The following is a 20,723-nucleotide window of genomic DNA, read 5'->3' as shown; positions in this document are numbered from 1 at the left end:
GTCCTGGTGCCAGCGAAGGGCGCCGGCCGGACCGGAGAATGGATTTCCTCCAAACCCGAAGCAAGGAGCTAAGAAAAGAAAGAATTTCTTTCTTCTGCGCCTATTTTCCGGAGAACGCCGTCTTCAGCAAGCCCGGCAGCGTGGAACCTTCGCGCAACAGGTCGAGCAGCGTGCTGGCCTGCGCCGCGCCCAGCACCGGCTCTGCCAACTCGCGAAACTTCGCCGCAAGCTCCGCATCGGTCAGTGGCGCGTCGGGGTCGCCCTTCCGGGTCGGCTGGTAATGCTCCAGCACCTGGCCATCCAGCAGCTCCACCCGCAGCCGCGCCGCGCGCCGCGCCGGGTAGTCCTGCGCCAAGGCGGGGTCGAGGCTGACGGTGACCTTCGGCATTACGGCGCGGATGCGCGAGTCCGCCAGGCTTTCGGGCGTGAAGGCGGCCAGCCGCACGCCCCCCAGCACCAGCAGGGCGCCAATGCAGTATTGCGCGCTGAACCGCGCCTGCTGCTCGGTCTCGACCACGGGGCGGTCGCAGACATCCTTGGTCGCGCTGTAGCCGCCGAGGTGGATCTTCCTGATATCCTCCGCCGTGAAGCCGTGGGCTTCCTGCAGGAACGCCAGGCCATCGAGGCCCGGGAAAATGTGGCCGCAGCAGCCGTGGTTCTTGAAGGTCATGCCGGTGATGGCGAAGCTCTCATCCAGCCCGGCCAGCGCCTTGTCCCACTTGCCGGTGTCCTCGCTGGTCGCGGCGGCGAAGCCCACGGGGCCGTGCAGCACGTCAAGCGCCCCGGTTACCCCCGCCGAGGCCGCGAGCGCCGCCAGCGCGCCCGCTTCCGCCGCATGTCCCGGATGCAGAGGCTTGCTCATGCCCTCGCCTCGGAAGGCCTGTTGCAGCCCGCCGGCCATGGTGGCGGCGGTGGCCAGCGCATGCGCCATGCAGGTCTCGTCCAGGCCGAGCACCACGCCCACTGCCGCCGCGGCGCCGAAGGTGCCGACGGTGCCGGTGGTGTGCCAGTAGCGATAGTGGCTCGGCTGGATGGCGAGGCCGATGCGGCAGCCCACCTCGTAGCCTGCGGTGATGGCGCGCAGCAGCAGATCCATGTCGCCGCCTTGCGCCTGGGCGGCGGCGAGCGCGGCGGGGATGGTCGGGCAGCCGGGGTGGTAACCGGCGTCGCGGTAGATGTCGTCGAATTCCACCGTGTGGCTGGCCGTCGCGTTCAGCAGCGCGGCGTGGCGCAGCGCCCCGGCCCGCCCATCCACGTAGCAGATGGCGCGCCCCGTGCCGCGCTGGTCGGCCAGCACCTTCGCCATCAGGCTGGCCGGCGGCTGGGAGCATCCTGGCAGCAGGGCGGCGAACCAATCCACCAGGGCACGCCTTGCATGATGCGCGACATCGGCCGGCAGCGGCCGGTGGCGCCAGCCTGCGGCGTGGTCGGCAAGGCGGATCAGCGGGTTGTCCATGGCGAGGTCCTCCTCCGTCAGCCTAGTCTGCCGGGGCCGCGCCTCCTACCCGACCGGCTATCCCCCCGCCTGGGCCGCCAGCCGCCGATACCGCTCCCGCGCCGCTTCCAGATGCTGGCGCATGGCGGCGCGGGCCGCAGCCGGATCGCTGGCGGCGATAGCCTCCGCCACCATGCGATGCTCGGCGCGGACCTGGGCCAGGTATTGCCGCCGCTCCGCCTCGCTGCGTTCCACGAGGCCGAGGGCGCGACGGGGGATGGCGTGGCGGCCAAGCACCTCCAGGAAGCGCAGGAAATGTGGATTGCCGGTCGCCAGGAAGATCGCGCGGTGCAGCGCGAAATCCGCCTCCGCCGCATCGCCGCCGGCGGAAACCGCCGCATCGAAGGTCGCCTCGGCCTCCGAGATCACGGCCAGGGCGGCCTCGCTGCGACGTTCGGCGGCGAGGCCGGCGGCCTCCACCTCCAGCGCCAGGCGCAGTTCCAGCACCTGGATGACCTGTTGCAGCCCCTCAGCCTCGCTGGGGGTAAGGCGGAAGATGCCCTCGCCGGGACGTTCGGTGACGAAGGCACCAACGCCTTGGCGGGTAAAGACCAGCCCCTCCGCCCGCAGCGCCGCCACGGCCTCCCGCACCACGGTCCGGCTGACGCCGGCCTCCCGCATCAGGTCCTGTTCGGTCGGCAGGCGAGCGCCCGGGGCGAGGCGGCCGGAGCGGATTTCCTCGGCCAGGCGGTGCACCAGCGCGCCGGTCAGGTTCGCGGCCGGGCGCAGCGGCGTCATGCCGATGTCGCGGCGCATCATGGTTCGGCCATCAGGTGGGGCAAGGCGCTACAGGTCATCATATGACCTGACAACGTTAGGGCGCCCGGCCCCCGACGTCAACGCAACTGCTTCAGGCGACGGCTTCGGTGCCGACGCCTGCCTCGGCGGCCGAGATCAGCCGGTTCTCGAACCACAGCGCCGCGGCGATGGCGGACATGGCGCGGCCGTCGTGGCCGACGCCGGCCACCGGCACCAGGCACCAGTTGCAGGGAACGCCGCGTCGCGCCGCCTCCGCCTGTCCAGCCGCCAGGTAGTTGTGGGCGCGCGCGAAGCGGTGCGGGCCCTGGGCCAGGGCGGCTGGCTGCGACGGCAGGGAGGGTCCCTCCGTCTCGATGTCCCGGTCACCGGCCAGGATGGTCATCGGGCAGGCGAGCAGCGCCAGCAACTCCGTCTCGCCCAGCCCGATGCCGCCCATGCCCTCCGGAAAATCCCGGTCCAGCACCGGCAGCGTGTACCAGCCCGGATTGCCGATGGTCGCGGCCTCGATCAGGTCGTGTGGCTGGGTGGACAGCAGCCGGTGGCCAAACTGCCCGCCGGCCGAGTGGCCGAACAGATGCGCCTTCTGGCGCGTCGTCACCCCCGCGGCACGCAGCGCCGCGAAGACGCGCAGCGGGATGCCGTAGGCCCAGGTCGCGCGCGGGCGCAGCTTGCCGTCATCATCGAGCACCAGGCCGTTGTTGTAGTGCTCGGCCTGCGGCCAAGCTTCCTTGCCGTAGGTGGTGGCGACGATGAGCAGGCCGTGGCGGTCCGCGGCTGGAATCCAGAAGTCGCGGTAGTCGTCGCCGTTGCGCAGCATGCCGTGCTGCACCAGCACCACCGGGCTGTCGGGCCGGTGGCCGGCCGGCCGGTAGCATTCCAGCGTCAGCGGCCGGGACAGGTCGCAGGCGGCATCCGCCCACGGGATGGCGATGCGGCCGGTGGCGCGAAAGGCCTGGGCAAGGGGGGTCATTGTGGGCGGATCTCCTGCGCCAGGGTCTGCTGGTCCATGCGGCCGTCATAGGCCAGGCCGCGCCGGAAGGCCCAGGCGGCGCTCTCGAAATGCAGCGGCAGGATCGGCATTTCCTCCAGCCCGATGCGAGAGGCTTCGCGCAGCAGGCGGCCGCGCTCGGCGTCCTCCATCGTGGTCAGCGCCTGTACCGCCGCGGCGTCGAAGGCCGCGTTGGACCAGTTGCCGTAGTTGCTGCCGCCGATGCCGCGTTCCCGGTTGGTGGTGGTCATCCAGGTGCGGAAGAACAGCAGGGTTTCCTCCGCGCTGGCCGCCCAGCCACCCATGGGGATGGAGAATTCACGCCGCGCGCGGCGGCCGAAGAAGACGTTGGAGGGCATGGCATCCACCTCCGTCCGCACGCCGATGCGGGACCAGTATTGGCCCACCGCCTGGATGATCCGGGCATCGTTGACGTAGCGGTTGTTGGTGGCGTGCAGGGTCAGGGCGAAGCCGTTGGCATGGCCCGCCTCGGCCAGCAGGGCGCGGGCGCGGGCGGGGTCGTAGGGCAGGGTGGGCAGGCCGGGCAGGGTGCCGAACATCCCCTCCGGCAGGAATTGGGTGGCGGGCAGGGCGAGGCCGTCCATGATCCGGTCCGCGATCGCCTTGCGGTCGATCGCAAGCGACAGCGCCTGCCGCACCCGGGCATCGCGCAGTGGATTGGGCGCCGCGCCGCCATTGACGAAGGGCGCCGGCTCACGCTGGTCGAGTTGCAGGAAGATCAGCCGGGTGGTTGGAGAAACCGCCAGCCGCACCGCGTCATTGCTGCGCAGGCGGGGGATGTCGCCAGTGGCGGGGGCCTCCACCACGTCATGGTCGCCCGCCAGCAGCCCGGCCAGGCGCGGGCCGGCAGCGGTCACGGGTTGCAGCCGGACCTCGGCCCAATGCGGCTTCTCGCCCCAATAAGCGTCGTTCCGCGCCAGCTCCGTCACGCCGCTGCGGCCGAAGCTGCGCATCCGGAAGGGGCCGGTGCCGATGGCGGCGGAGCCGTCGTTGAACTGCGCCAGGGTCGGCCAGGGCTGGCCGGCGCCGGCGCAATTGTCGGCGACGCTGAAGGCGATGGGGCGCGCCGGCACCAGGTTCGCCGGGATGATCCGCAGGCTGGAGATATCTGCCGGCAGCAGCGGCTCCGGCTCTCGTGTCCCGATCACCACCGTGTTCGGCCCCTCCGCTTCCACCCGCGTCAGGCGGCGGACGTAGGAGGAATAGCTGACCGCAAGCTCCGATTCGTTGTTCAGGATGCGGCAGAAGGAGAACACGACATCGGCCGCGGTAAAGGGGTGGCCGTTGTGGAACGTCACCCCCTCACGCAGCTGGAACACCCAGGTGTTGTCGTCGCGCCGTGACCAGGACACGGCCAGCGACGGGCCCGCCTTCAGCCGGGCGTCGAGCGAGACCAGCGATTCGAAGACGTGGTTGTGCAGCGTGGAATTGGGCGCTGCGGCATATTGCTGCGGATCGGCCGAGGTCGGCTCCGCCGCCATGGCGATGCGCAGCGTCTGCGCCTCCGCGGTGCTGAATCCGAGACAGGCGATGCCCGCCAGCAAGGTACGCTTCATTCGACAAAATCCTCCACCCGCGCCGATCATGGCGCGGGTGGCGGCCGGGGCAAAGTCAGGACACGCGGAAGTTGCCGAACTGCCACGGATCGGATCCATCCACCGGCTCCGGGAACAGCACGCCGCGATCCAGCAGCGGCGTCCAGTCGGAATAGACGCCGACGACGTCCCCGAGATACGGCGCGCAGATTTCCAGCACCCGGGCGTGGTCGATCTCATCCGATTCCACCAGGCCCTGGCGCGGGTTCTCCATCGCCCAGATCACGCCGGCCAGCACCGCCGCCGTCACCTGCAGCGACGTCGCGTTGTTGTGCGGCGCCGCCGAGCGGGCCTGTTCGATGGTGAGGCGGGAGCCGTACCAATAGGCGCCCTTGGCGTGGCCCATCAGCAGCACGCCAAGTTCGTCCATGCCCTGCGTGATCTCATCCGTCATCAGCCGCTTCTCCGGCTGCATCTGCCAGTTCTTGCCGGCCAGTTCATGCACCGACAGCACCGCGTCGTCGCACGGGTGGTAGGCGTAGTGCGCCGTCGGTCGATAAGTCACGGCGCCCGATGCGTCGCGCAGCGTGTAGTAGTCCGCCAGCGAGATCGACTCGTTGTGGGTGATGAGGAAGCCGTGCATCGGCCCCTCCAGCGGCGTCCAGGTGCGGACGCGCGTGGAGGCGCCGGGGCGCATCAGGTAGATCGCGGCGTCGCAGCCGAAGCCGTGTCGGTGGCCATCCGCCGGCATCGCCGTCTCATGGCTGCCCCAGCCGAGTTCCGCCGGCTGGCAGCCCTCGCCGACGAAGCCATCGACCGACCAGGTGTTGACGAATTCGCCGGGCTTCTTGGGCCGGTCGGCCACCTGCGTATCACGCTCCGCGATGTGGATCACCTTGACGCCGAGCCGGGCTGCGATGCCGGCCCAGGCCGCGCGGTCGGAAGCCGGCGGAGGGGTCGCGATGGGCACGCCGGTATCGCGCGCGATGTCCAGCAGCGCCTGCTTGACGAAATGGCTGACCAGCCCGGGATTGGCGCCATGCGCCGTGACGCTGGTCGGCCCGCCGCGCATGTCCTCGCGCAGCGCCACCGCCGCTTCCCGCATCGCGTAGTTGGAGCGCTGCGACGGCGTCAGGGACGTGTCCGTGTAGCCACCGGCCCAGGGCTCCACCACCGTATCCAGGTAGAGCACGTCGAGCGTCTGGCACAGCTTCATCAGCTCCACCGAGGACACGTCCACCGACAGGTTCAGCAGGAAGTCGCCCTTCGCCAGCAGCGGCGAGAGCAGATCCGAGAAATTTTCGCGCGTGGCGGCCTGCAGGATGAAGCGGATGCCGTACTCGGCCGCCACATCCTGACCACGCTCCTCCGCCGTCACGATAGTGATGCGATCCCGCGGCAGGTCGATGTGCCGCAGGATCAGCGGCAGGACGCCTTGGCCGATCGAGCCGAAGCCGAGGATGACGAGACGACCGGCGAAGGCGACATGCTTCATCTAGACAACTCCTTGGGCATAGGAAGCCCTCTCCCCCATGAGCGGGGGAGAGGACTTTCAGGCAGGCTTCTCAGGCGGCCAGGGCGTAGCCCGGCGTCTCCAGCAGCGGAAGATCGGCCACTTCCACCATGCCCGCGCGGTCGAACCCGTTGAAGGCGGTCCGCAGGCAGGCGCCATAGGCGCCGAGCTGGCCGATCTCGATCCAATCGCCCTCCTGCGCATCGCCGGGCAGCAGGAAGGGGCCTTCCATGCGGTCCGCGGTGTCGCAGGTCGGGCCGAAGAAGCTGAACGGCACCAGCGGAGCCTCGCTCGGCCGCATCAGCTTCACCGGGAAGCGGAAGCCGGGCGCGCCGGCATCGGACAGCGCGCCATAGACGCCGTCGTTGATGAACAGCATCCCGTCCCGCCGCGCCTGCACCTGCACGACGATGGAGGCGCCGCCCGCCACCAGCGCACGGCCCGGCTCCGCCCACAGCTCCACCCCCGGCAGGTCGGCCTGCGCAAAGGCTTCGCCGATGGCGTCCATGAAGGCGGAGAGCGGCGGCGGCACGACATCCGGATAGGCCACCGGAAAGCCGCCGCCGACATCCAGCACCTCAACCTTCACACCGGCCTCACGGATCACGGACGCCGCCAGCGCGATGGCGCGGGCATAGGCGGCCGGGTCCAGGCACTGCGAGCCGACATGGAAGGACACCCCGAGCTTGCCCGCATGTGGCCGCGCCGCGCGCAGCAGCGCCACCGCCTCGGCCGGCTCGGCGCCGAATTTCCCTGAAAGGTCATAGACGGCGCCGCCCTTCGGCAGGCCGAGCCGGATGATGAGGTTCAGCCCCGTGCCCCCAGTCTCCTCCAGGATCTTCGCCAGTTCGGCGGACGAATCCAGCACGAAGTCGCGCACGCCATGCTCGGAGAACGCCTCGCGGATCGCGCCGCGCGCCTTCACCGGGTGCATGAAATGGATTTCCGCGAGCGGGAACATGCTGCGGACCAGGCGCACTTCGCCCGCCGAGGCGCAGTCGAAATGGCGCAGGCCGCCATTCCACAGCGCGCGCAGCACGGTGGGGTCCGGGTTGCACTTCACCGCATACATGACCGTGCCGGGGAAGGCGCCGAGGAAGGTGGCGCCTGCCGCCGCGATGGTCGCCGGCCGCAGACAATGCAGCGGGGCTTCCGGCCGCAGCGCGGCGACGACACCGGCGACGTTGCGCGGCAGGTCCACATTCGGGCGGCGGAGCGGCGCGACGGCGCCGCGGAAGCGAAGGTCGGTCATGCAGGCAACCCTCCCGGGGCTGGGGTGATGCGTCCGGTGACCGAAGGCCCGAATGGCCCGGAGGTCTGAACCGGCCGCGCGAAGATGTTTGGCCCGCCGCCGCGCCACGGCTCCGAAGGGAGCAGGCGCGGCGGCGGGAAGGGGGGAACCGGGGCCGGATCGGCGCGCACCCTTGCACCGCGCGCGGCACGCCACCCGCGGAATGCGGGGGGACGGAACGCGGGCGGCGGAGGTGCAGGCGCACCCGCTGCGCCAGCCCTCGGGCCGGCGGAAGCAGGGCGCTGCGCCTCGGGCGCTGTTACGCGGAAAGCGGCGGGAGAAGTCCCGGCTTCGCGCGGCGGCGATCAGGCGACACAGGCGGTTCCCTCGAACCTTCCGGCCCCCCGAGCGAAGAGGACCGGCGTGAACAAGAGACGCGTCCCGTCGTTGCTTGTGCCTCCGAAGTCGGAGGCTCGCGGCACGTGCGATGGCGTCGGGTCTGGGTGGCGAAGCAACCTTGCCTCGTCACGGCCGGATAAATAGCGGCGGCCTGCCGTCGATGCAAGGGGTTTTTCCGGAGAGGACCGAATTGTCACGCGGGACGCCCTGCATCCCGCGCATTCGGCCGGAAGCGTTTCAGCCGCGGCAGAGGTATTCCCAAACCACCGTCGCCGCCGCCAGCGCGGTGACCTCCCCCTGGTCGTAGGCCGGGGCCACCTCCACCACGTCCATGCCGCGGAAATCGAGCCCGCCCAGCCGCCGCAGCACCGCCTGCGCCTGCCAACTGGCCAGGCCGCCGATCTCCGGCGTTCCGGTGCCGGGGGCGAAGGCCGGGTCCAGCGCATCGATGTCGAAGGACAAGTAGGACGGCGCCGTGCCCAGGACTTGGCGCACCCGCGCCGCCACCGCCGCCGGGCCGGATTCGTGAACGTCCTGCGCCGTCACCACCGTGACGCCCTGACCCAGCGTCCAGTCCCACACATCCCGCTGCACCGGGGAGCGGATACCGAGCTGGATCATCCGGCGCGGGTCCACCAGCCCCTCCCGGATCGCGTGGTAGAAGACGGAACCATGCGCGTAGGCCTGGCCGAAGTTATCCGCCCAGGTGTCGACATGCGCATCGAAGACCAGCAGCCCGAGCGGCGCGCCCATACGCGTCGAGAGCGCACGCAGCAGCGGCAGCGTCACGCCATGCTCGCCGCCGAGTGCCACCAGGTGTTCGACCTGCGCCGCCTGGTCCTCGATCAGCGCCAGGCTGCCCGGGATGTCGCCCAACGCCAGCGCGAAATCGCCGACATCGGCCAGCGGCAGCGTCGCCGGGTCCACCCAGCTTCCGGGATGCGCGCCATCCACCAGCATGCGCGACGCCCGCCGGATCGCCTGCGGTCCTTCGCGCGTGCCGGCGCGGTTCGTGGTGCCGATGTCCATCGGGATGCCGGCGATCGCGATGGCGCCCGCGGCGTCCTGCCGTGAGACGCCGAGGAAGCCGGGCGGGGTGGCGTAGGTGGGCGTTCCGGCCATGCGGGGAGGGTCCTTGCGTCTGGCGCGTGCAACCGCGCCGCTATGTTGTAACCGAATCAAGGGACCGGGTTGAGACGGCAGCGCGGCCGACTGACATGCGACCTATGCCCCACGATTGCTGCGACCACACCTTCACCGGCGATGACCCTGCCTTCCGGCGCGTGCTCTGGATTATCATCGGCCTGAACGCCGCGATGTTCGTGGTGGAGTTCGTCGCCGGCGCCATCGCCGGTTCGCTGGCGCTGCAGGCCGACAGCCTGGATTTCGCCATGGATGCCGCGACCTACGGCCTGTCGCTGGCCGTCATCGGCATGGCGCCGGCGACGCGGGCGCGGGCCGCGCTGCTGAAGGCGGCCTCGCTTGGCCTGATTGCAGCCTGGGTGCTGGGGGCCGCATTGTGGCGGGTCTTCGTGGTGGAGGTGCCGGAGCCCCTCACCATGGGCGCCATCGCCATTGCCGCATTCCTCGCCAATGTTGCGTCGGTCCTGCTGCTGTGGCGGTGGCGGGAGGGGGATGCGAACATCCGCTCCGTCTGGCTGTGCAGCCGCAACGACGCGCTGGGCAACCTGATGGTGCTGGCCGCTGCCGCGGGCGTCTTCGGCACCGGCTCGCGCTGGCCCGACCTGGCGGTTGCTGCCGTCATGTCGGCGCTGTTCCTGCAAACAGCGATGCTGACCGCGCGGCGCGCGATGACAGAACTGAACGGGCGGGGCAGCCATGCAGGCCACGCCCATTGAGCGCCGGCGCGGCTTGATTGACCCTCCCGGTGCCGCCCCCTACAGCGGGCGCGGGATCGAGGGACCGCTCGCATGCGCCTGCAAGGCAAATCCGCCATCGTCACCGGCGCCGCCTCCGGCTTCGGCGAGGGCATCGCCCGCCGCTTCGCCGCAGAGGGCGCCTGGGTGATCTGCGCCGACCGCGACCTGGCCGGCGCCACGCGCGTCGCGGCCGAGATCGGGGGCACGCCTGTGGGCGGCGACGTGTCGGTGGAAGCCGATGTGCAGGCGCTGGTCGCCAAGGCGGTGGACGAATTCGGCGGCCTCGACATCGTCGTGAACAACGCCGGCACCACGCATCGCAACAAGCCGATCCTGGAGGTGACCGCAGAGGAGTTCGACCTGGTCTACGCGACCAACGTGAAGTCGATCTTCTGGATGGTGCGCGCGGCGGTGCCGGTGATGCAGCGGCAGGGCCGCGGCGGGTCCATCATCAACATCTCCTCCACCGCCGGGCAGCGGCCGCGGCCGGGCCTCACCTGGTACAATTCGACCAAAGGCGCGGTGAACACCGCGACGCAGGCGATGGCGCAGGAATTCGCCAGGGACAACATCCGGGTCAACGCGGTCTGCCCGGTGATCGGCGCGACCGGGCTGCTGGAGCAGTTCATGGGCGGCCCGGACACGCCGGAGTTGCGCGCGCGCTTCGTCGCCTCCGTGCCGTTGGGCCGCATGTCCACCCCCGCTGACATCGCCAATGCCTGCGTCTGGCTCGGCGAGGATGCCTCCAGCTTCATCACCGGCATCCTGCTGCCGGTGGACGGGGGGCGCAGCGCATGACGGAGGCTGTTTCTCCGGCCGATGCCGGGCGCCCGCTCAACATCATGTCGATCCAGTCCTGGGTCTGCTACGGCCATGTCGGCAACGCCTCCGCCGTGTTTCCGCTGCAACGGCTGGGGGCGGAGGTCTGGGCGCTGAACACGGTGCAGTTCTCCAACCACACCGGCTACGGTGCCTGGCGCGGCCAGGTTTTCCCAAGTGAGCTGATCGAGGAGCTGGTCCTCGGGATCGCCGAGCGCGGCGCGCTGGAGCGCTGCGATGCCGTGCTGTCCGGCTACATGGGGGACGCGGCGACGGGTGCCGCGATCCTCTCGGCGGTGGGGCGGGTGAAGGCGGCGAACCCGGCGGCGATGTATTGCTGCGACCCGGTCATCGGCGATATCGGCCGCGGCGTCTTCGTTCGCCCCGGCATCCCCGAATTCATGCGCGACCGCGGCGTGCCGGCCGCGGATATCCTGACGCCGAACCAGTTCGAGCTGGAATGGCTGACCGGGCAGGCCGTCATGTCGCTGAACGATGCCAAGGCCGCGGTTTCTGCGTTGCAGGCGAAGGGACCGCGCTGCGTGCTGGTGACCTCGCTGCGCGTCGAGGACACGCCGGCGGATGCCATGGACATGCTGGTGGGGGAGGGCGGGCAGTTCCACCGCATCCGCACGCCGCTGCTGCCGCTGAACGTCAACGGCGCCGGCGATGCCATCGCGGCGCTGTTCCTGTTCCACCGGCTGCGCTGGGGTGAGCCTTCCGTGGCGCTTTCCGCCGCGGCCTCCAGCATCTACGGCCTGCTGCGCCGCACGGCGGAGGCCGGGTCGCGGGAGATCCTGACAGTGGCCGCGCAGGACGAGTTCGTCACGCCGTCCCGTGTCTTCAGGGCCAGCGCCTGCTGAGGCGTCGGCCGGCGTGCGACGCAACGAATTTACGCCTGCCGCGTTGATCTCCACGAACCGTGGAGGAAATCGGCCATGATATCGTCACGACGCCTGTTGTTCGGCGCCGCCTGTGCCGCAGTGGTGGCCCCGGTCCTGGCCCAGCCCGCCGCGGCGCAGAGCATCGGCGACGTCCTGCGCCAGTTCCAGGGTGGCGACACCGATGAGCAGCGCCGGCGGGACGACGAGGCGCGCCGCGAACAACGCGAACGCGAGCGCGAAGCCTATGAGCGCGGACGCGAGCGCGGCGAGCGGGAACGGGAGCGGGCCGAGCGGGACCGCCGCGGCGATCGCGACGACGATCGCGGCCGGTCGCGCGCCCTGCGGGAGCGGGAGCGCGAGCTTGAGGACCAGCAGCGCCGCTTGGCCGATCAGCAGCGCCGCATCGAGGAGGAGCGGCGCCGGCTGCGCTGACCGCGCCCGGTCAACCTTCGACGACCGCCACGTCCAGCAGCCGTTCGATCACCTCCGGCTCCTGCGCGCCGGCGATGGCGTGGCGGCCTTGCACCACGAAGCAGGGCACGCCGTTGATGCCGAGGCGGTGGGCGCGCAGATTGTCCGCGTGCACCGCCTCCGCCTCCGCCCCGCTCGCCAGCAGGCGGCGAGTCGCCAAGGGGTCCATGCCCAGGCTGGCGGCGATGCCGACCAGCACGGCGAGGTCGCCGATGTCCTGTCCGTCGCAGAAATAAGCCTGGAACAGCGCGTCCACCGCATCGGCGGCCACGCTGTGCCGGTCTGCCAGCCGGACCAGGCGGTGCGCGTCGAGGGAGGGCGGGATGCGGCGGATGCGGTCGAACTGGAAGACGACCCCTTCGCCACGGCCCAGATCGGCGATGGTGCCATGCAGCCGTCGTGCCCGATCCTCGCCGCCGAACTTGCGGATGATGTAGTCGGCTCGCGCAACACCGCCTGGGGCAATGTCCGGATTCAGCAGGAAGGGGCGCCAGGAAATGTCGGCGGCAATGTCCGGCCGTGCCCGCAGCGCCCGCCGCAGCCGGCGGGTGCCGAGGAAGCACCAGGGACAGACCAGGTCGAACACCACCTCGATGTTCAGGCGGGCGCGGGGCGGGGCAAGGACGTTCACAAGGCCATGATAGCACCCAACCCGTGCGGGAGTCAGGCCGCCTGTCGCTCTGCCGGTTTGGACCCTTGGCCGGCGGCCTGCATGACCTTCGCGAGCAACTCGTAGGCGGCCTCCCAGGCGTCCTGCACCGCGGGTGTGAAGGCGTCTCCAAGCCCCTCCGCCAGCGTCAGCAGCAGGGCCTGGCCGACCGTGTCATAATGCTGCCGCTGCACGCCGTAGCCGGCATGGCGCGCCCCGAGGGCCGAGACCGCGGGCAACAAATGTTCCGGCACCCGCAGATGCGCGACGACGAAGCCGATTGCCTGCATCAACTTGCGTTCCTGCGAAGACAGGTCCTGGGGGAACATCGGCCGCAGCGACGGGTCCAGGTCGAAAAGCCTGCGGTAGAAGATCGCCGCGGCGGGTTCCGCGATGGGCGCCACCAGGCGGTAGCTGGCTTCGACGTGACTGATCTGGGCGGCGTTCATGGCTTGGGCCCCTGCATCGGCTGCGAGGTCTGTGCCAGGATGATGTTTCAGGCCGGTGACGTGGCGTTTCGCGTTCGTTGCGCTGAGGCTATGCGCGCCTGCCAGAGGCACAGCAGTGGCGTGACGACCAGTTCCATGACCAGCGCCACGCCCATCGGCCCGCCCGGCCATCCCTGAAGCGGCACCGCCAGCAGCCGTGAAAGGCCGCCGAGCACCACGATCGCAGTCAGCAGCCTGAACCGGACGGCGCGCCGAGGCAGGGCGGGGATGGTGCTCCAGAAGCCGAGGCCAATTCCAAGCAGCAGGCCGGAGAGGTAGCGGAAGTGGCTGTCCCCGGCTGCCTCACCCGGCAGCCCGCCCACCAGCGCCGGTCCCAGCAGCACGCCGGCACCACCTGCCAGGACCGGCACGCAACCGCCGACCGCAACCGCAAGCTGTAGGATGCGGAGATCGCGCAAGGCTGTTGCTTCGCTCAGCCTGAACCTACCAGCGCACCAGCGGGTCGTACGGCTGCACCTGCTGCGGCGGGTCCAACGCCGCGCGGACGACGTCGCCCAGCCCCAGCACCACCGCGCCCAGGGCCAGAACGGCCGCGAATACCAGCGCGGTTCGCATCAGGCGCCTTCTGCGGAGCTGGTCGGGCCGATCCATGAGCGCAACCTAGGATAGTCATTCGGCCTCGTCCAGCCAACTTTACACCGTAGACTTTATGCCATCCGTGGCTCGAAACTGACCGTCAAGCTGGCTGCAGGGCGCCGAGGGCATGGCTTGCCGCATCCCGGGTCGCCACAAGCGCCGCCAGCATGGCACCGGCCTGCTTCAGAGCGCCCGGCTCGCTCGCATCCAGGTCGGCGACCTGTTCCTCGGCGTGGCCGACCCCGGCGGAAAGCTGCTCGCGCAGTTCGTCCAATCGCTCACGGATGTCGGTTGGATCGTGCTCCGGCTCCGCCAGCCACTCGCCGGCGATGACCTCCACCTCCCGCGCCATTCGGCCAGGCGCGGCGCCCTTTCCGGCAAGCGCCAGGATGCGGGCGAGCGCGGCATCGACCGGTCGCACCGGCCGTGGCTTGCGTACAGCCATGTTCCTCTACCTCTCAGGGACTCGCCAGGAGGCGGCACTGTAGCATATTCCGCTTTTGTTCCAAGCACCGTTCCGCGTGCGCCGGCCCGTGGCGCACCGGCCCGAAGGCGACCTCAGGATCTGGCGTCGAGCTTGCCGAAGGTGGTTTCCAGTAGGCTGCGCAGCTTGTTCGCGGCGCCCTGCCAGGCTTCCGGCAGGGTGCCCGCCTGGTGGGTCACGGCCAGCGGCGCCAGGCCGGCGGGCCGTGCTTCCATCATGCAGCGCTTGTCGCCCTCGCCGCCTTTTCCGGCGTTGACGTCGTTCAGATGCACCTCGATGCGCGTCACCCGGCCCTCGAAGCGGCCGAGCACATGCTCGATATGCGCCTCCACCTTCGCGGCCAGCCCCTCCGTCGTGCTGAGGCTGTCGTTGGAATTGACCTGGATCTGCATCGCGTGTCCCAAGTGGTTGCAATGGCAGCCAACGCGAGCCAGGGCAGGGCGGTTGCCCCTCAGCCGGGGCGAAGCGGATTCTCCGCGAAGAACCGCCGCATCTCGGCGGAGGCATCCGGCCCGTGGGCATCGGTGTAGCTGCCGGCCGGATCGCCGCCGGACCAGGCATGGCCCCCACCATGCACCACCCATTGCTCCAGCACCGCTCGACCGGCGGGATCGGTGTGGCGGGTGCGGGTGAAGGCGTGGCCGCCCGGCACCTGGCCGCGCAGCGTCTCCGCACGCAACGAGGTGGCGCTGCGCGCCTGGGCAATGACCTGGTCGCCATTCACCGGATGCACGGTGGCGTCCCGGTCGGCATGGAAGACGATGGTCGGCACCGCCCGCCCGCCGACCGTGGCCAGCCCCGCCGCACCGCTGCGCATCGCGGCGAAGGCGCTCGGCACGTCGCGCGCCGCGCCGCAGGCGAGCCCGGAATGCACGCCGACCGCGGCGTACAACTCAGGATAGGTTGCGCCCATGATGGCCGCCTGCGCGCCGCCGGCGGACAAGCCGGCGACATGCACCCGGCGCGGGTCCACGGCATGGTCGCGCAGGATCTGCCGGGTGATGCCGGCGATGATCGCAGGCTCGCCGCGGTCCCGCTGCTGGTCTTCCGGGTTGAACCAGTTCCAGCAGCGCTGCGCATTGGCCGAGGCCGTCTGCTCGGGGTAGGCGACCAGGCAGGCATCTGTCTCGGCCAGCGCGTTCATCCGCGTGCCGGCGGCGAAGTCGTCCGGAGACTGCGTGCAGCCGTGCAGCATGACGATCAGCGGCACCGGCCCTTCAGGCAGGCTGGCCGGGATGTACAGCTTGTAGGCGCGGCTGCCGCCGGCGCCGGTGAAGGTCTGCGTCACGAACCGGGCACCGGGCGGCAGGGGCGGCGGCGCCGCCGGCTGGTTGCGATGCAGTCCGCGCTTCAGGCGTTCCATGAATCCCGCGGAGGAGGGCGGCGCCACGGCGTCCGGCTCCACGTCGAAGATGCGCCCCGACGGGGCATAACCAGGGCGCGGCGCCGCTGGTTCCGGCGGAGTGCCCGCGAAGCCGCCCCGCAGCAGCGCCATGGCGTCCTGCAACTTGCCTTCGCGCGTCAGGCGGGTGGCCTCGGCCATGCCCGGCGGGAGGTTGAACTTGATCAATGCTGTATTCCTTGGGTCAGCGCAGCCGGTCGGCGAGCGCGGATTTGACGGCAGGGCTGGCTTGCAGCGCGCCCAGCACGGAAAGGGAGGCGATGGTCGCGCGCGCCAGCTCGGGCGACACGTCGGCGGCAATGCTGGCAAGGCCTAGCACGCGGATATGCAGAACCTCGCCCCGGGCCTGCGCGGCTTCAAGGTCGGCGCGCGTGAAGTGCCGCATCCCGAGGTCGAGGCTGCGCCGCGCCACGGATTGGCGCGTCGCCTCCGCATGGCGCTCCACCTGGTTCCGGATGGCAGTGCGGATGAAGTCGGTGCGGTTCGAATAGAAGCCGTCCTGCACCAGCAGGTCGATGTGACCGAGGTCGACATAGCCCAGGTTGATGGTGATCTTCTCGCTGTCGCCACCAGCCCGGACCGGGATCGTGCTGCTCATTTCCATCCATCTGCCATCCACATGGATGGTAAATGGCGGTTCGAGCGGCTGGTTCAAGCGGGCTGGAAGATCACGCCAGCGGCATGGCGCCACGCCACTCCGGCAGGCTGGTCTCCTGCCGCAGGCGCAGCCGGCGGAAATCCAGCGCCGCAAAGACCTCCTCCAGGTCCAGCGCACCCGCCTGACGTGCGATTGGCAGCGTCGTTCGGGCCTCTTCGGCGAAGCGATCGCGTAAAGCCCCGCCCTGGTAGGCGTCCTGCCACCAGGCAAGAATGCGCGGTCGCGCTTCCGCCAGCGCGGCCGCACCGACGATCTGGCCGCGCTTGCCGCGCCGGTTCACCTCGGTTGCCGCCGGCAGCAGGTTCCACAGGTCGCCGCAGGCCCACGCGGACCACGGCAGGCAATGGTCGATGTCGTGTCCCCCCCGCCCGAGCGGCTGGCCGGACCAGACGCATGCAACCGGCGCGCCGGCCATCAGGCGCTGCTGCACCAGGGTTCGGACGAAGCCCGTGTCGCGCTGCGGCTCCAGCCATTGCAGCGCCGCCAGCACAGCATCGGTCGTCACCGGCGATCCTGCGCGTTCCGCGTAGCCGCGTGTCTGGCGCACCCATTCCGCCAGCAGCATCGGCTCGATCCACGCCGCCATCCGGCGCAGCGCGGACCACACCGTCAACGGAACCCGCGTCGTTCCGAACGACCACAGCAGGTCCTGGTCCAGCCGAATTACCGTGCCGAGGCGCGGGGGCCGGGCGGAGACGGTGGCAAAGACCGGCGTATCATCCGCATGCGTCAGGTGCCGCGCCGGCATATCGGCGATCAGCCGTGCCACGTCGGCCAGCGCGCGACCCAACGCCTGCGCCATCTCGCCACCGAAGCTGGCGCCGGGCCGCAGCTCGAAGGGCGCGAGAGGTTCCAAGGCGCGGAATGCGTCCTTCACGAAGCCCATGCGCCCGCCCGGCAGTTGCGGCAGCCCACGCTCCACCAGTGGCTTGAACATTCGGATCCAGAACAGTGCCACCAGACCAAGCGGCAGTTCCACATCCTCCCCAGCCTCCCGCGCCACATTGGGCGAGCCATCGGCAATTCGCGCCAGGCACCGCAGCAGGGCAAGCTTATAGGTCGCGGACTTCTCCTGTCGCAGGATCACGCCGCGCAACAGGGGCAGCGCGCCGCCGCCATCATCCGGCAGGTCCAGCACCACGGTCTGCCAGGACGCGTCGCTGCGGCCCTGCCGGTCCTCCTGCCGCGCCGTGGCGACGCGCACGGCAAGGCCATGATCCAGGCCGAGCCGCTCGACCTCCTGAGCCGAGACCGGCCACATGGGCCGGTCGCTCGCCGGTGGCCCGTGCCGCAACGTCAGAACCATTCGCCCGCCAGGCTTCAGCAGGGTCGCGAGCTTGCGCATGGCGCGACCGCGATCCTCCGGCGGCAAGTGCTGCCAGACGCCGCTGAGCCAGACCAGGTCATAGGACAGGCCGAGCCTGTGCACGCCGGCCAGGGCCGGCAGCCTGTCGTCGACCCAGCGGATGCGCGCATCGCCGTGCAGCATCGAGGCTTGGTTGCGCAGTGCGGCGGCCGGCTCGACGGCGACCACCTCCCACGCCTGCGCCGCGAACCAGGCGGCATCGCGGCCGCTCCCGGCCCCGACATCCAGCATCAGGCCAGGTTTCCCAGGTAGGAAGGGCAGGGCATCGCGATGGATTTCCTCGAAGCCGAAGGCTTCGTAGGCCTCGGTGAATTCGCGGAAGCCGCGGTGGTAGGGCGCGACGGTGTCCCGGTTCGGCATCCGCGACCGATATCCCCTGCGAGCTTGGCATGCACGCAAATCTGTCCGAAGGTTTCTGGCAGGGCAGAGGAGTACGATCCATGGCGCGGCGCGGATTGCAGTTCGGCATCTTCCTGGCGCCGTTCCATCGGCTCGGCGACAATCCGACCTTGGCGATCTCCCGCGACATCGAGATGATCGAGCTGCTCGACCGCCTCGGCTACGACGAGGCCTGGATCGGCGAGCACCACTCCGCGGGGTGGGAGACCATCGCCTCGCCCGAACTGATCATCGCTGCGGCGGCGGAGCGAACGAAGCACATCCGCCTCGGCTCCGGCGTCACCAGCCTGCCCTACCACCACCCATTCCTGGTGGCGCAGCGCTTCGTGCAGCTGGACCACATGACGCGCGGCCGGGTGATGCTCGGCTGCGGGCCGGGTGCGCTGGTGTCGGACGCCTACATGCTCGGCATCGAGCCTTCGACGCAGCGGCGGCGGATGGATGATGCGTTGGAGGCGATCATGGCGCTGCTGCGCTGCGACGGCCCGGTGACCCGCAAGACGGACTGGTTCGAGATGCATGAGGCGCGGCTGCACCTGCGCCCCTACAGCGATCCGCATTTCCCGATCGCGGTGGCCAGCACCCTCACGCCCGCCGGGCCTGCGACGGCCGGGCGGCATGGCGTCGGCATTCTTTCCCTCGGCGCCGGCATGCCCGGCGGACCCTCCGCGCTGCCCGGCCAGTGGCGCATCGCCGAGGAGGAGGCCGCGAAGCACGGCAAGACCATGAACCGCCGCGACTGGCGCATGGTGATGAACGTGCATGTGGCGGAGACCGACGAGCGCGCCATGGACCAGGTCCGCATCGGCGAGCGGGCGGAAACCGTGACCTATTTCGAGGATGCGCTCGGCCGCCCGCCCGGCCGATCGCAGGACCCGCTGACCGATGGCGTGAAGGCCGGCACCACGCTGGTCGGCTCGCCGGAGACGGTGGCGAAGGGCATCCAGAACCTGATCGAAGCAAGCGGAGGCTTCGGCGGCTTCCTGTTCCGCGCGCATGATTGGGCGGACCGCGAGCAGACCTGGCGCAGCTACGAGTTGTTCGCACGCTGGGTGATGCCGCGCTTCCAGGACTCGCTCGGCACGGTGCAGGCCTCGCACGCCTGGGCGGTGGAGAACCGCAAGACCATCTTCAGCCCGAACGTCGCGGCGCTGCGCAAGGCCTTCACCGACCACGGCCAGGCGGTGCCGGAGTCCTTCGATGCGCGGGCCTCAGGCGCCCGCGACATCACGCCGGCCGCGGGGGAGTAGGCGTTCAGACGGCCTGCGACATCTCGCGTTCCGTCTCGTCCTCCTCCAGCCCGTCCAGCACGGCGACCTCGTCGGCCGAGGCACCGAGCTTCCGCCAATCCTCGGTCTTCGGCACCACGCCTTGGTAGGATGCCAGTTGCACCAGCGGCAGGTGCGGCGCCGACAGGCCAATGGGTTCCGCCCCCGCCTCGTGCCGTGCCACCGCGTCCAGCAGGATGCGGCGGAACTGGATCACGGCGATGTCGCTGGCGCCGAGACGCTCGCTGGTGCGGTCGGAGATCGCGCCCATGCTCTCCCACATCGCGATATCCTGGTTCGGGATGCCGGGGATGCCGGTGAAGTTGCCGTCCTTCATCGCCGCTCGGTCCTGCAGGTAGTCGTTGTGGGCGAAGCGCTTGATCGGCCGGAACTCGTCATCAAGGTCGACGCCGACCTGCATCACGCAGAATCTGCGCCACGCCTCCGTCTCGATGCCACCACCCTTGTCGCTCCAGGCGATGAAGTGGAAATACGACGAGGTATCATCCTTCGGCACGATGACGGAGGCGACGTTGTAGGAGGCGTTGGGCGGGATCAGTGCGATGAAGGGCGCGACATAGGTGGTGATGCGGACATAGTCATGCGTCGTCGCCTGGGTGATCGGCCGGCGGATCGCGGCGTAGCGCATGCCGTAGTTGGTCACCTGCACCTGGATGCGCGGGTTCTTGTCCGTGGACGGCCGCACCCAGTGCGTATCCAGCGCCTGCGCCTCGCCGCGCGCCGGCTTCATGTCGCTGGAATGCAACGAGGAGGAATGCGCAGAATCGATCTGCCCCTCCATGATCTGCGCCCAGTTGCAGGGCAGGTCCACGCGCATGATGGCGATGCGCGTGTCCGGCGTCGGTGCCCAGGGTGGCGGCTCGAATTCGGGCATCTGCGAAGGCTCGCCCATGTAGGTCCAGACGAAGCCACCGGCCTCCCGCACCGGATAGGCCTTGTGCTTCACGCGCTCCGCGAAGCCGCTCTCGCGGGGTTCGGAGGGCATGTCGATGACGTTGCCTTCCACGTCGAATTTCCAGCCATGGTACAGGCAGCGCAGCCCGCAATCCTCGTTGCGGCCGAAGGCCAGCGAGGCCTTTCGGTGCGGGCAGAACTCGCCGAGCACCCCGAGGCGACCCTCGCTGTCGCGGAAGGCGACCAGCTTCTCGCCGAGCAGGGTCAGGCGGATCGGCTTTCCGTCCGGCTCGGCCAGTTGTTCGGACAGGGCGGCGGGGATCCAGTGGCGACGCATCAGGCGGCCCATCGGGGCGTCGCCCTCGACGCGGGTCAGCGTCTCGTTCTCCTGGGCGGTGAGCATGGTGATCCCTCCGAAACCGGCCGCATGAAGTTAGGGGTCTAAGCACTTCCTGTCCATCTTGCGGCGGCTTGCTTAGGTTCCTAAGAAGCTGGGCCCCAG

Annotated in this window: 22 protein-coding genes; 5 read left to right on the top strand and 17 right to left on the bottom strand. The window is 70.1% G+C overall.

The features are described 5' to 3' along the window. Window positions 1–100: 100 nt before the first annotated feature. The 7 genes from ACLF3G_RS00940 to speB form a co-directional block, all read right to left on the bottom strand. Entirely contained in the window at window positions 101–1,456 is a 1,356-nt protein-coding gene (locus ACLF3G_RS00940; RefSeq protein WP_430667434.1) for an MmgE/PrpD family protein, read from the bottom strand. Between the two features lie 57 nt (window positions 1,457–1,513). Further along, complete coding sequence (locus ACLF3G_RS00935) at window positions 1,514–2,254, bottom strand: FadR/GntR family transcriptional regulator (protein ID WP_430667433.1); 741 nt, start codon at window positions 2,252–2,254, stop codon at window positions 1,514–1,516. A gap of 91 nt (window positions 2,255–2,345) precedes the next feature. Beyond that, the gene (locus tag ACLF3G_RS00930) at window positions 2,346–3,224 is read right to left on the bottom strand and encodes an alpha/beta hydrolase (protein ID WP_430667432.1); all 879 of its coding nucleotides are present in this window, start codon (window positions 3,222–3,224) and stop codon (window positions 2,346–2,348) included. After that, window positions 3,221–4,819: an ABC transporter substrate-binding protein gene (locus ACLF3G_RS00925; RefSeq protein ID WP_430667431.1), complete on the bottom strand. Its 1,599-nt coding sequence runs from the start codon at window positions 4,817–4,819 to the stop codon at window positions 3,221–3,223. Before ACLF3G_RS00925 ends, ACLF3G_RS00930 begins: the two co-directional genes overlap by 4 nt. Window positions 4,820–4,874: 55 nt before the next feature. Then, entirely contained in the window at window positions 4,875–6,293 is a 1,419-nt protein-coding gene (locus ACLF3G_RS00920; RefSeq protein ID WP_430667430.1) for a homospermidine synthase, read from the bottom strand. 70 nt (window positions 6,294–6,363) lie between these two features. Beyond that, complete coding sequence (locus tag ACLF3G_RS00915) at window positions 6,364–7,563, bottom strand: type III PLP-dependent enzyme (RefSeq protein WP_430667429.1); 1,200 nt, start codon at window positions 7,561–7,563, stop codon at window positions 6,364–6,366. 615 nt (window positions 7,564–8,178) lie between these two features. Beyond that, entirely contained in the window at window positions 8,179–9,063 is an 885-nt protein-coding gene (gene speB, locus ACLF3G_RS00910) for an agmatinase (RefSeq protein ID WP_430667428.1), read from the bottom strand. Window positions 9,064–9,167: 104 nt separating this feature from the next. On the opposite strand from speB, the gene ACLF3G_RS00905 reads away from it, so the two are divergent. The 4 genes from ACLF3G_RS00905 (at window position 9,168) to ACLF3G_RS00890 (ending at window position 11,956) form a co-directional block, all read left to right on the top strand. Continuing rightward, window positions 9,168–9,800 (top strand): cation transporter, encoded by a 633-nt coding sequence (locus ACLF3G_RS00905; protein WP_430667427.1) that lies wholly within the window; start codon window positions 9,168–9,170, stop codon window positions 9,798–9,800. Between the two features lie 72 nt (window positions 9,801–9,872). Beyond that, window positions 9,873–10,619, top strand: coding sequence for an SDR family oxidoreductase (locus ACLF3G_RS00900; RefSeq protein ID WP_430667426.1), 747 nt, complete (start codon window positions 9,873–9,875; stop codon window positions 10,617–10,619). Further along, entirely contained in the window at window positions 10,616–11,503 is an 888-nt protein-coding gene (gene pdxY, locus ACLF3G_RS00895; protein ID WP_430667425.1) for a pyridoxal kinase PdxY, read from the top strand. Before ACLF3G_RS00900 ends, pdxY begins: the two co-directional genes overlap by 4 nt. Before the next feature lie 75 nt (window positions 11,504–11,578). After that, on the top strand, window positions 11,579–11,956 hold the full coding sequence (locus ACLF3G_RS00890; RefSeq protein WP_430667424.1) for a hypothetical protein: 378 nt from the start codon (window positions 11,579–11,581) through the stop codon (window positions 11,954–11,956). A gap of 10 nt (window positions 11,957–11,966) precedes the next feature. On the opposite strand, the gene ACLF3G_RS00885 is transcribed toward ACLF3G_RS00890, so the two are convergent. The 9 genes from ACLF3G_RS00885 to ACLF3G_RS00845 form a co-directional block, all read right to left on the bottom strand. Beyond that, window positions 11,967–12,626, bottom strand: a complete 660-nt coding sequence (locus ACLF3G_RS00885; protein ID WP_430667423.1) for a DsbA family oxidoreductase — start codon at window positions 12,624–12,626, stop codon at window positions 11,967–11,969. Between the two features lie 32 nt (window positions 12,627–12,658). Further along, on the bottom strand, window positions 12,659–13,093 hold the full coding sequence (locus tag ACLF3G_RS00880) for a globin family protein (RefSeq protein WP_430667422.1): 435 nt from the start codon (window positions 13,091–13,093) through the stop codon (window positions 12,659–12,661). 47 nt (window positions 13,094–13,140) lie between these two features. After that, entirely contained in the window at window positions 13,141–13,551 is a 411-nt protein-coding gene (locus tag ACLF3G_RS00875) for a DUF4345 domain-containing protein (RefSeq protein ID WP_430667421.1), read from the bottom strand. A gap of 25 nt (window positions 13,552–13,576) precedes the next feature. Continuing rightward, window positions 13,577–13,708 carry a hypothetical protein gene (locus tag ACLF3G_RS00870; RefSeq protein WP_430667420.1) on the bottom strand — a complete coding sequence of 44 codons (132 nt, stop codon included), beginning with the start codon at window positions 13,706–13,708 and terminating at the stop codon, window positions 13,577–13,579. A 121-nt stretch (window positions 13,709–13,829) separates the two neighbouring features. Beyond that, entirely contained in the window at window positions 13,830–14,174 is a 345-nt protein-coding gene (locus ACLF3G_RS00865) for a hypothetical protein (protein ID WP_430667419.1), read from the bottom strand. A 113-nt stretch (window positions 14,175–14,287) separates the two neighbouring features. Beyond that, window positions 14,288–14,605 carry a hypothetical protein gene (locus ACLF3G_RS00860; RefSeq protein WP_430667418.1) on the bottom strand — a complete coding sequence of 106 codons (318 nt, stop codon included), beginning with the start codon at window positions 14,603–14,605 and terminating at the stop codon, window positions 14,288–14,290. A 59-nt stretch (window positions 14,606–14,664) separates the two neighbouring features. Then, complete coding sequence (locus ACLF3G_RS00855; protein ID WP_430667417.1) at window positions 14,665–15,756, bottom strand: extracellular catalytic domain type 1 short-chain-length polyhydroxyalkanoate depolymerase; 1,092 nt, start codon at window positions 15,754–15,756, stop codon at window positions 14,665–14,667. Window positions 15,757–15,799: 43 nt separating this feature from the next. Further along, window positions 15,800–16,213: a CopG family transcriptional regulator gene (locus ACLF3G_RS00850; RefSeq protein WP_430667416.1), complete on the bottom strand. Its 414-nt coding sequence runs from the start codon at window positions 16,211–16,213 to the stop codon at window positions 15,800–15,802. Window positions 16,214–16,283: 70 nt separating this feature from the next. Continuing rightward, the gene (locus tag ACLF3G_RS00845) at window positions 16,284–17,999 is read right to left on the bottom strand and encodes a class I SAM-dependent methyltransferase (RefSeq protein WP_430667415.1); all 1,716 of its coding nucleotides are present in this window, start codon (window positions 17,997–17,999) and stop codon (window positions 16,284–16,286) included. Window positions 18,000–18,079: 80 nt separating this feature from the next. Here ACLF3G_RS00845 and ACLF3G_RS00840 point away from each other — a divergent pair, with 80 nt between their 5' ends. Beyond that, window positions 18,080–19,288 carry an LLM class flavin-dependent oxidoreductase gene (locus ACLF3G_RS00840; RefSeq protein ID WP_430667414.1) on the top strand — a complete coding sequence of 403 codons (1,209 nt, stop codon included), beginning with the start codon at window positions 18,080–18,082 and terminating at the stop codon, window positions 19,286–19,288. A gap of 4 nt (window positions 19,289–19,292) precedes the next feature. Here the strand turns inward: ACLF3G_RS00840 and ACLF3G_RS00835 are convergent, their stop codons facing one another. Then, a complete protein-coding gene (locus tag ACLF3G_RS00835; RefSeq protein WP_430667413.1) occupies window positions 19,293–20,624 on the bottom strand; it encodes a Rieske 2Fe-2S domain-containing protein in 1,332 nt (443 codons plus the stop codon). Between the last annotated feature and the right edge of the window lie 99 nt (window positions 20,625–20,723).

Source organism: Falsiroseomonas sp. HC035 (assembly GCF_050563525.1).
GTDB lineage: Bacteria > Pseudomonadota > Alphaproteobacteria > Acetobacterales > Acetobacteraceae > Falsiroseomonas.
The sequence above is the reverse complement of the archived record's forward strand: the minus strand, read 5'-3'. Positions and strand labels throughout refer to the sequence as shown.

What these genes read in the sequence shown, in the direction of transcription:
- ACLF3G_RS00940 (WP_430667434.1), bottom strand. Translation starts at nt 1,456, where the DNA reads ATGGACAACCCGCTGATCCGCCTTGCCGACCACGCCGCAGGCTGGCGC.
- ACLF3G_RS00935 (WP_430667433.1), bottom strand. Translation starts at nt 2,254, where the DNA reads ATGATGCGCCGCGACATCGGCATGACGCCGCTGCGCCCGGCCGCGAAC.
- ACLF3G_RS00930 (WP_430667432.1), bottom strand. Translation starts at nt 3,224, where the DNA reads ATGACCCCCCTTGCCCAGGCCTTTCGCGCCACCGGCCGCATCGCCATC.
- ACLF3G_RS00925 (WP_430667431.1), bottom strand. Translation starts at nt 4,819, where the DNA reads ATGAAGCGTACCTTGCTGGCGGGCATCGCCTGTCTCGGATTCAGCACC.
- ACLF3G_RS00920 (WP_430667430.1), bottom strand. Translation starts at nt 6,293, where the DNA reads ATGAAGCATGTCGCCTTCGCCGGTCGTCTCGTCATCCTCGGCTTCGGC.
- ACLF3G_RS00915 (WP_430667429.1), bottom strand. Translation starts at nt 7,563, where the DNA reads ATGACCGACCTTCGCTTCCGCGGCGCCGTCGCGCCGCTCCGCCGCCCG.
- speB (WP_430667428.1), bottom strand. Translation starts at nt 9,063, where the DNA reads ATGGCCGGAACGCCCACCTACGCCACCCCGCCCGGCTTCCTCGGCGTC.
- ACLF3G_RS00905 (WP_430667427.1), top strand. Translation starts at nt 9,168, where the DNA reads ATGCCCCACGATTGCTGCGACCACACCTTCACCGGCGATGACCCTGCC.
- ACLF3G_RS00900 (WP_430667426.1), top strand. Translation starts at nt 9,873, where the DNA reads ATGCGCCTGCAAGGCAAATCCGCCATCGTCACCGGCGCCGCCTCCGGC.
- pdxY (WP_430667425.1), top strand. Translation starts at nt 10,616, where the DNA reads ATGACGGAGGCTGTTTCTCCGGCCGATGCCGGGCGCCCGCTCAACATC.
- ACLF3G_RS00890 (WP_430667424.1), top strand. Translation starts at nt 11,579, where the DNA reads ATGATATCGTCACGACGCCTGTTGTTCGGCGCCGCCTGTGCCGCAGTG.
- ACLF3G_RS00880 (WP_430667422.1), bottom strand. Translation starts at nt 13,093, where the DNA reads ATGAACGCCGCCCAGATCAGTCACGTCGAAGCCAGCTACCGCCTGGTG.
- ACLF3G_RS00870 (WP_430667420.1), bottom strand. Translation starts at nt 13,708, where the DNA reads ATGCGAACCGCGCTGGTATTCGCGGCCGTTCTGGCCCTGGGCGCGGTG.
- ACLF3G_RS00865 (WP_430667419.1), bottom strand. Translation starts at nt 14,174, where the DNA reads ATGGCTGTACGCAAGCCACGGCCGGTGCGACCGGTCGATGCCGCGCTC.
- ACLF3G_RS00860 (WP_430667418.1), bottom strand. Translation starts at nt 14,605, where the DNA reads ATGCAGATCCAGGTCAATTCCAACGACAGCCTCAGCACGACGGAGGGG.
- ACLF3G_RS00855 (WP_430667417.1), bottom strand. Translation starts at nt 15,756, where the DNA reads ATGGCCGAGGCCACCCGCCTGACGCGCGAAGGCAAGTTGCAGGACGCC.
- ACLF3G_RS00850 (WP_430667416.1), bottom strand. Translation starts at nt 16,213, where the DNA reads ATGAGCAGCACGATCCCGGTCCGGGCTGGTGGCGACAGCGAGAAGATC.
- ACLF3G_RS00845 (WP_430667415.1), bottom strand. Translation starts at nt 17,999, where the DNA reads ATGCCGAACCGGGACACCGTCGCGCCCTACCACCGCGGCTTCCGCGAA.
- ACLF3G_RS00840 (WP_430667414.1), top strand. Translation starts at nt 18,080, where the DNA reads ATGGCGCGGCGCGGATTGCAGTTCGGCATCTTCCTGGCGCCGTTCCAT.
- ACLF3G_RS00835 (WP_430667413.1), bottom strand. Translation starts at nt 20,624, where the DNA reads ATGCTCACCGCCCAGGAGAACGAGACGCTGACCCGCGTCGAGGGCGAC.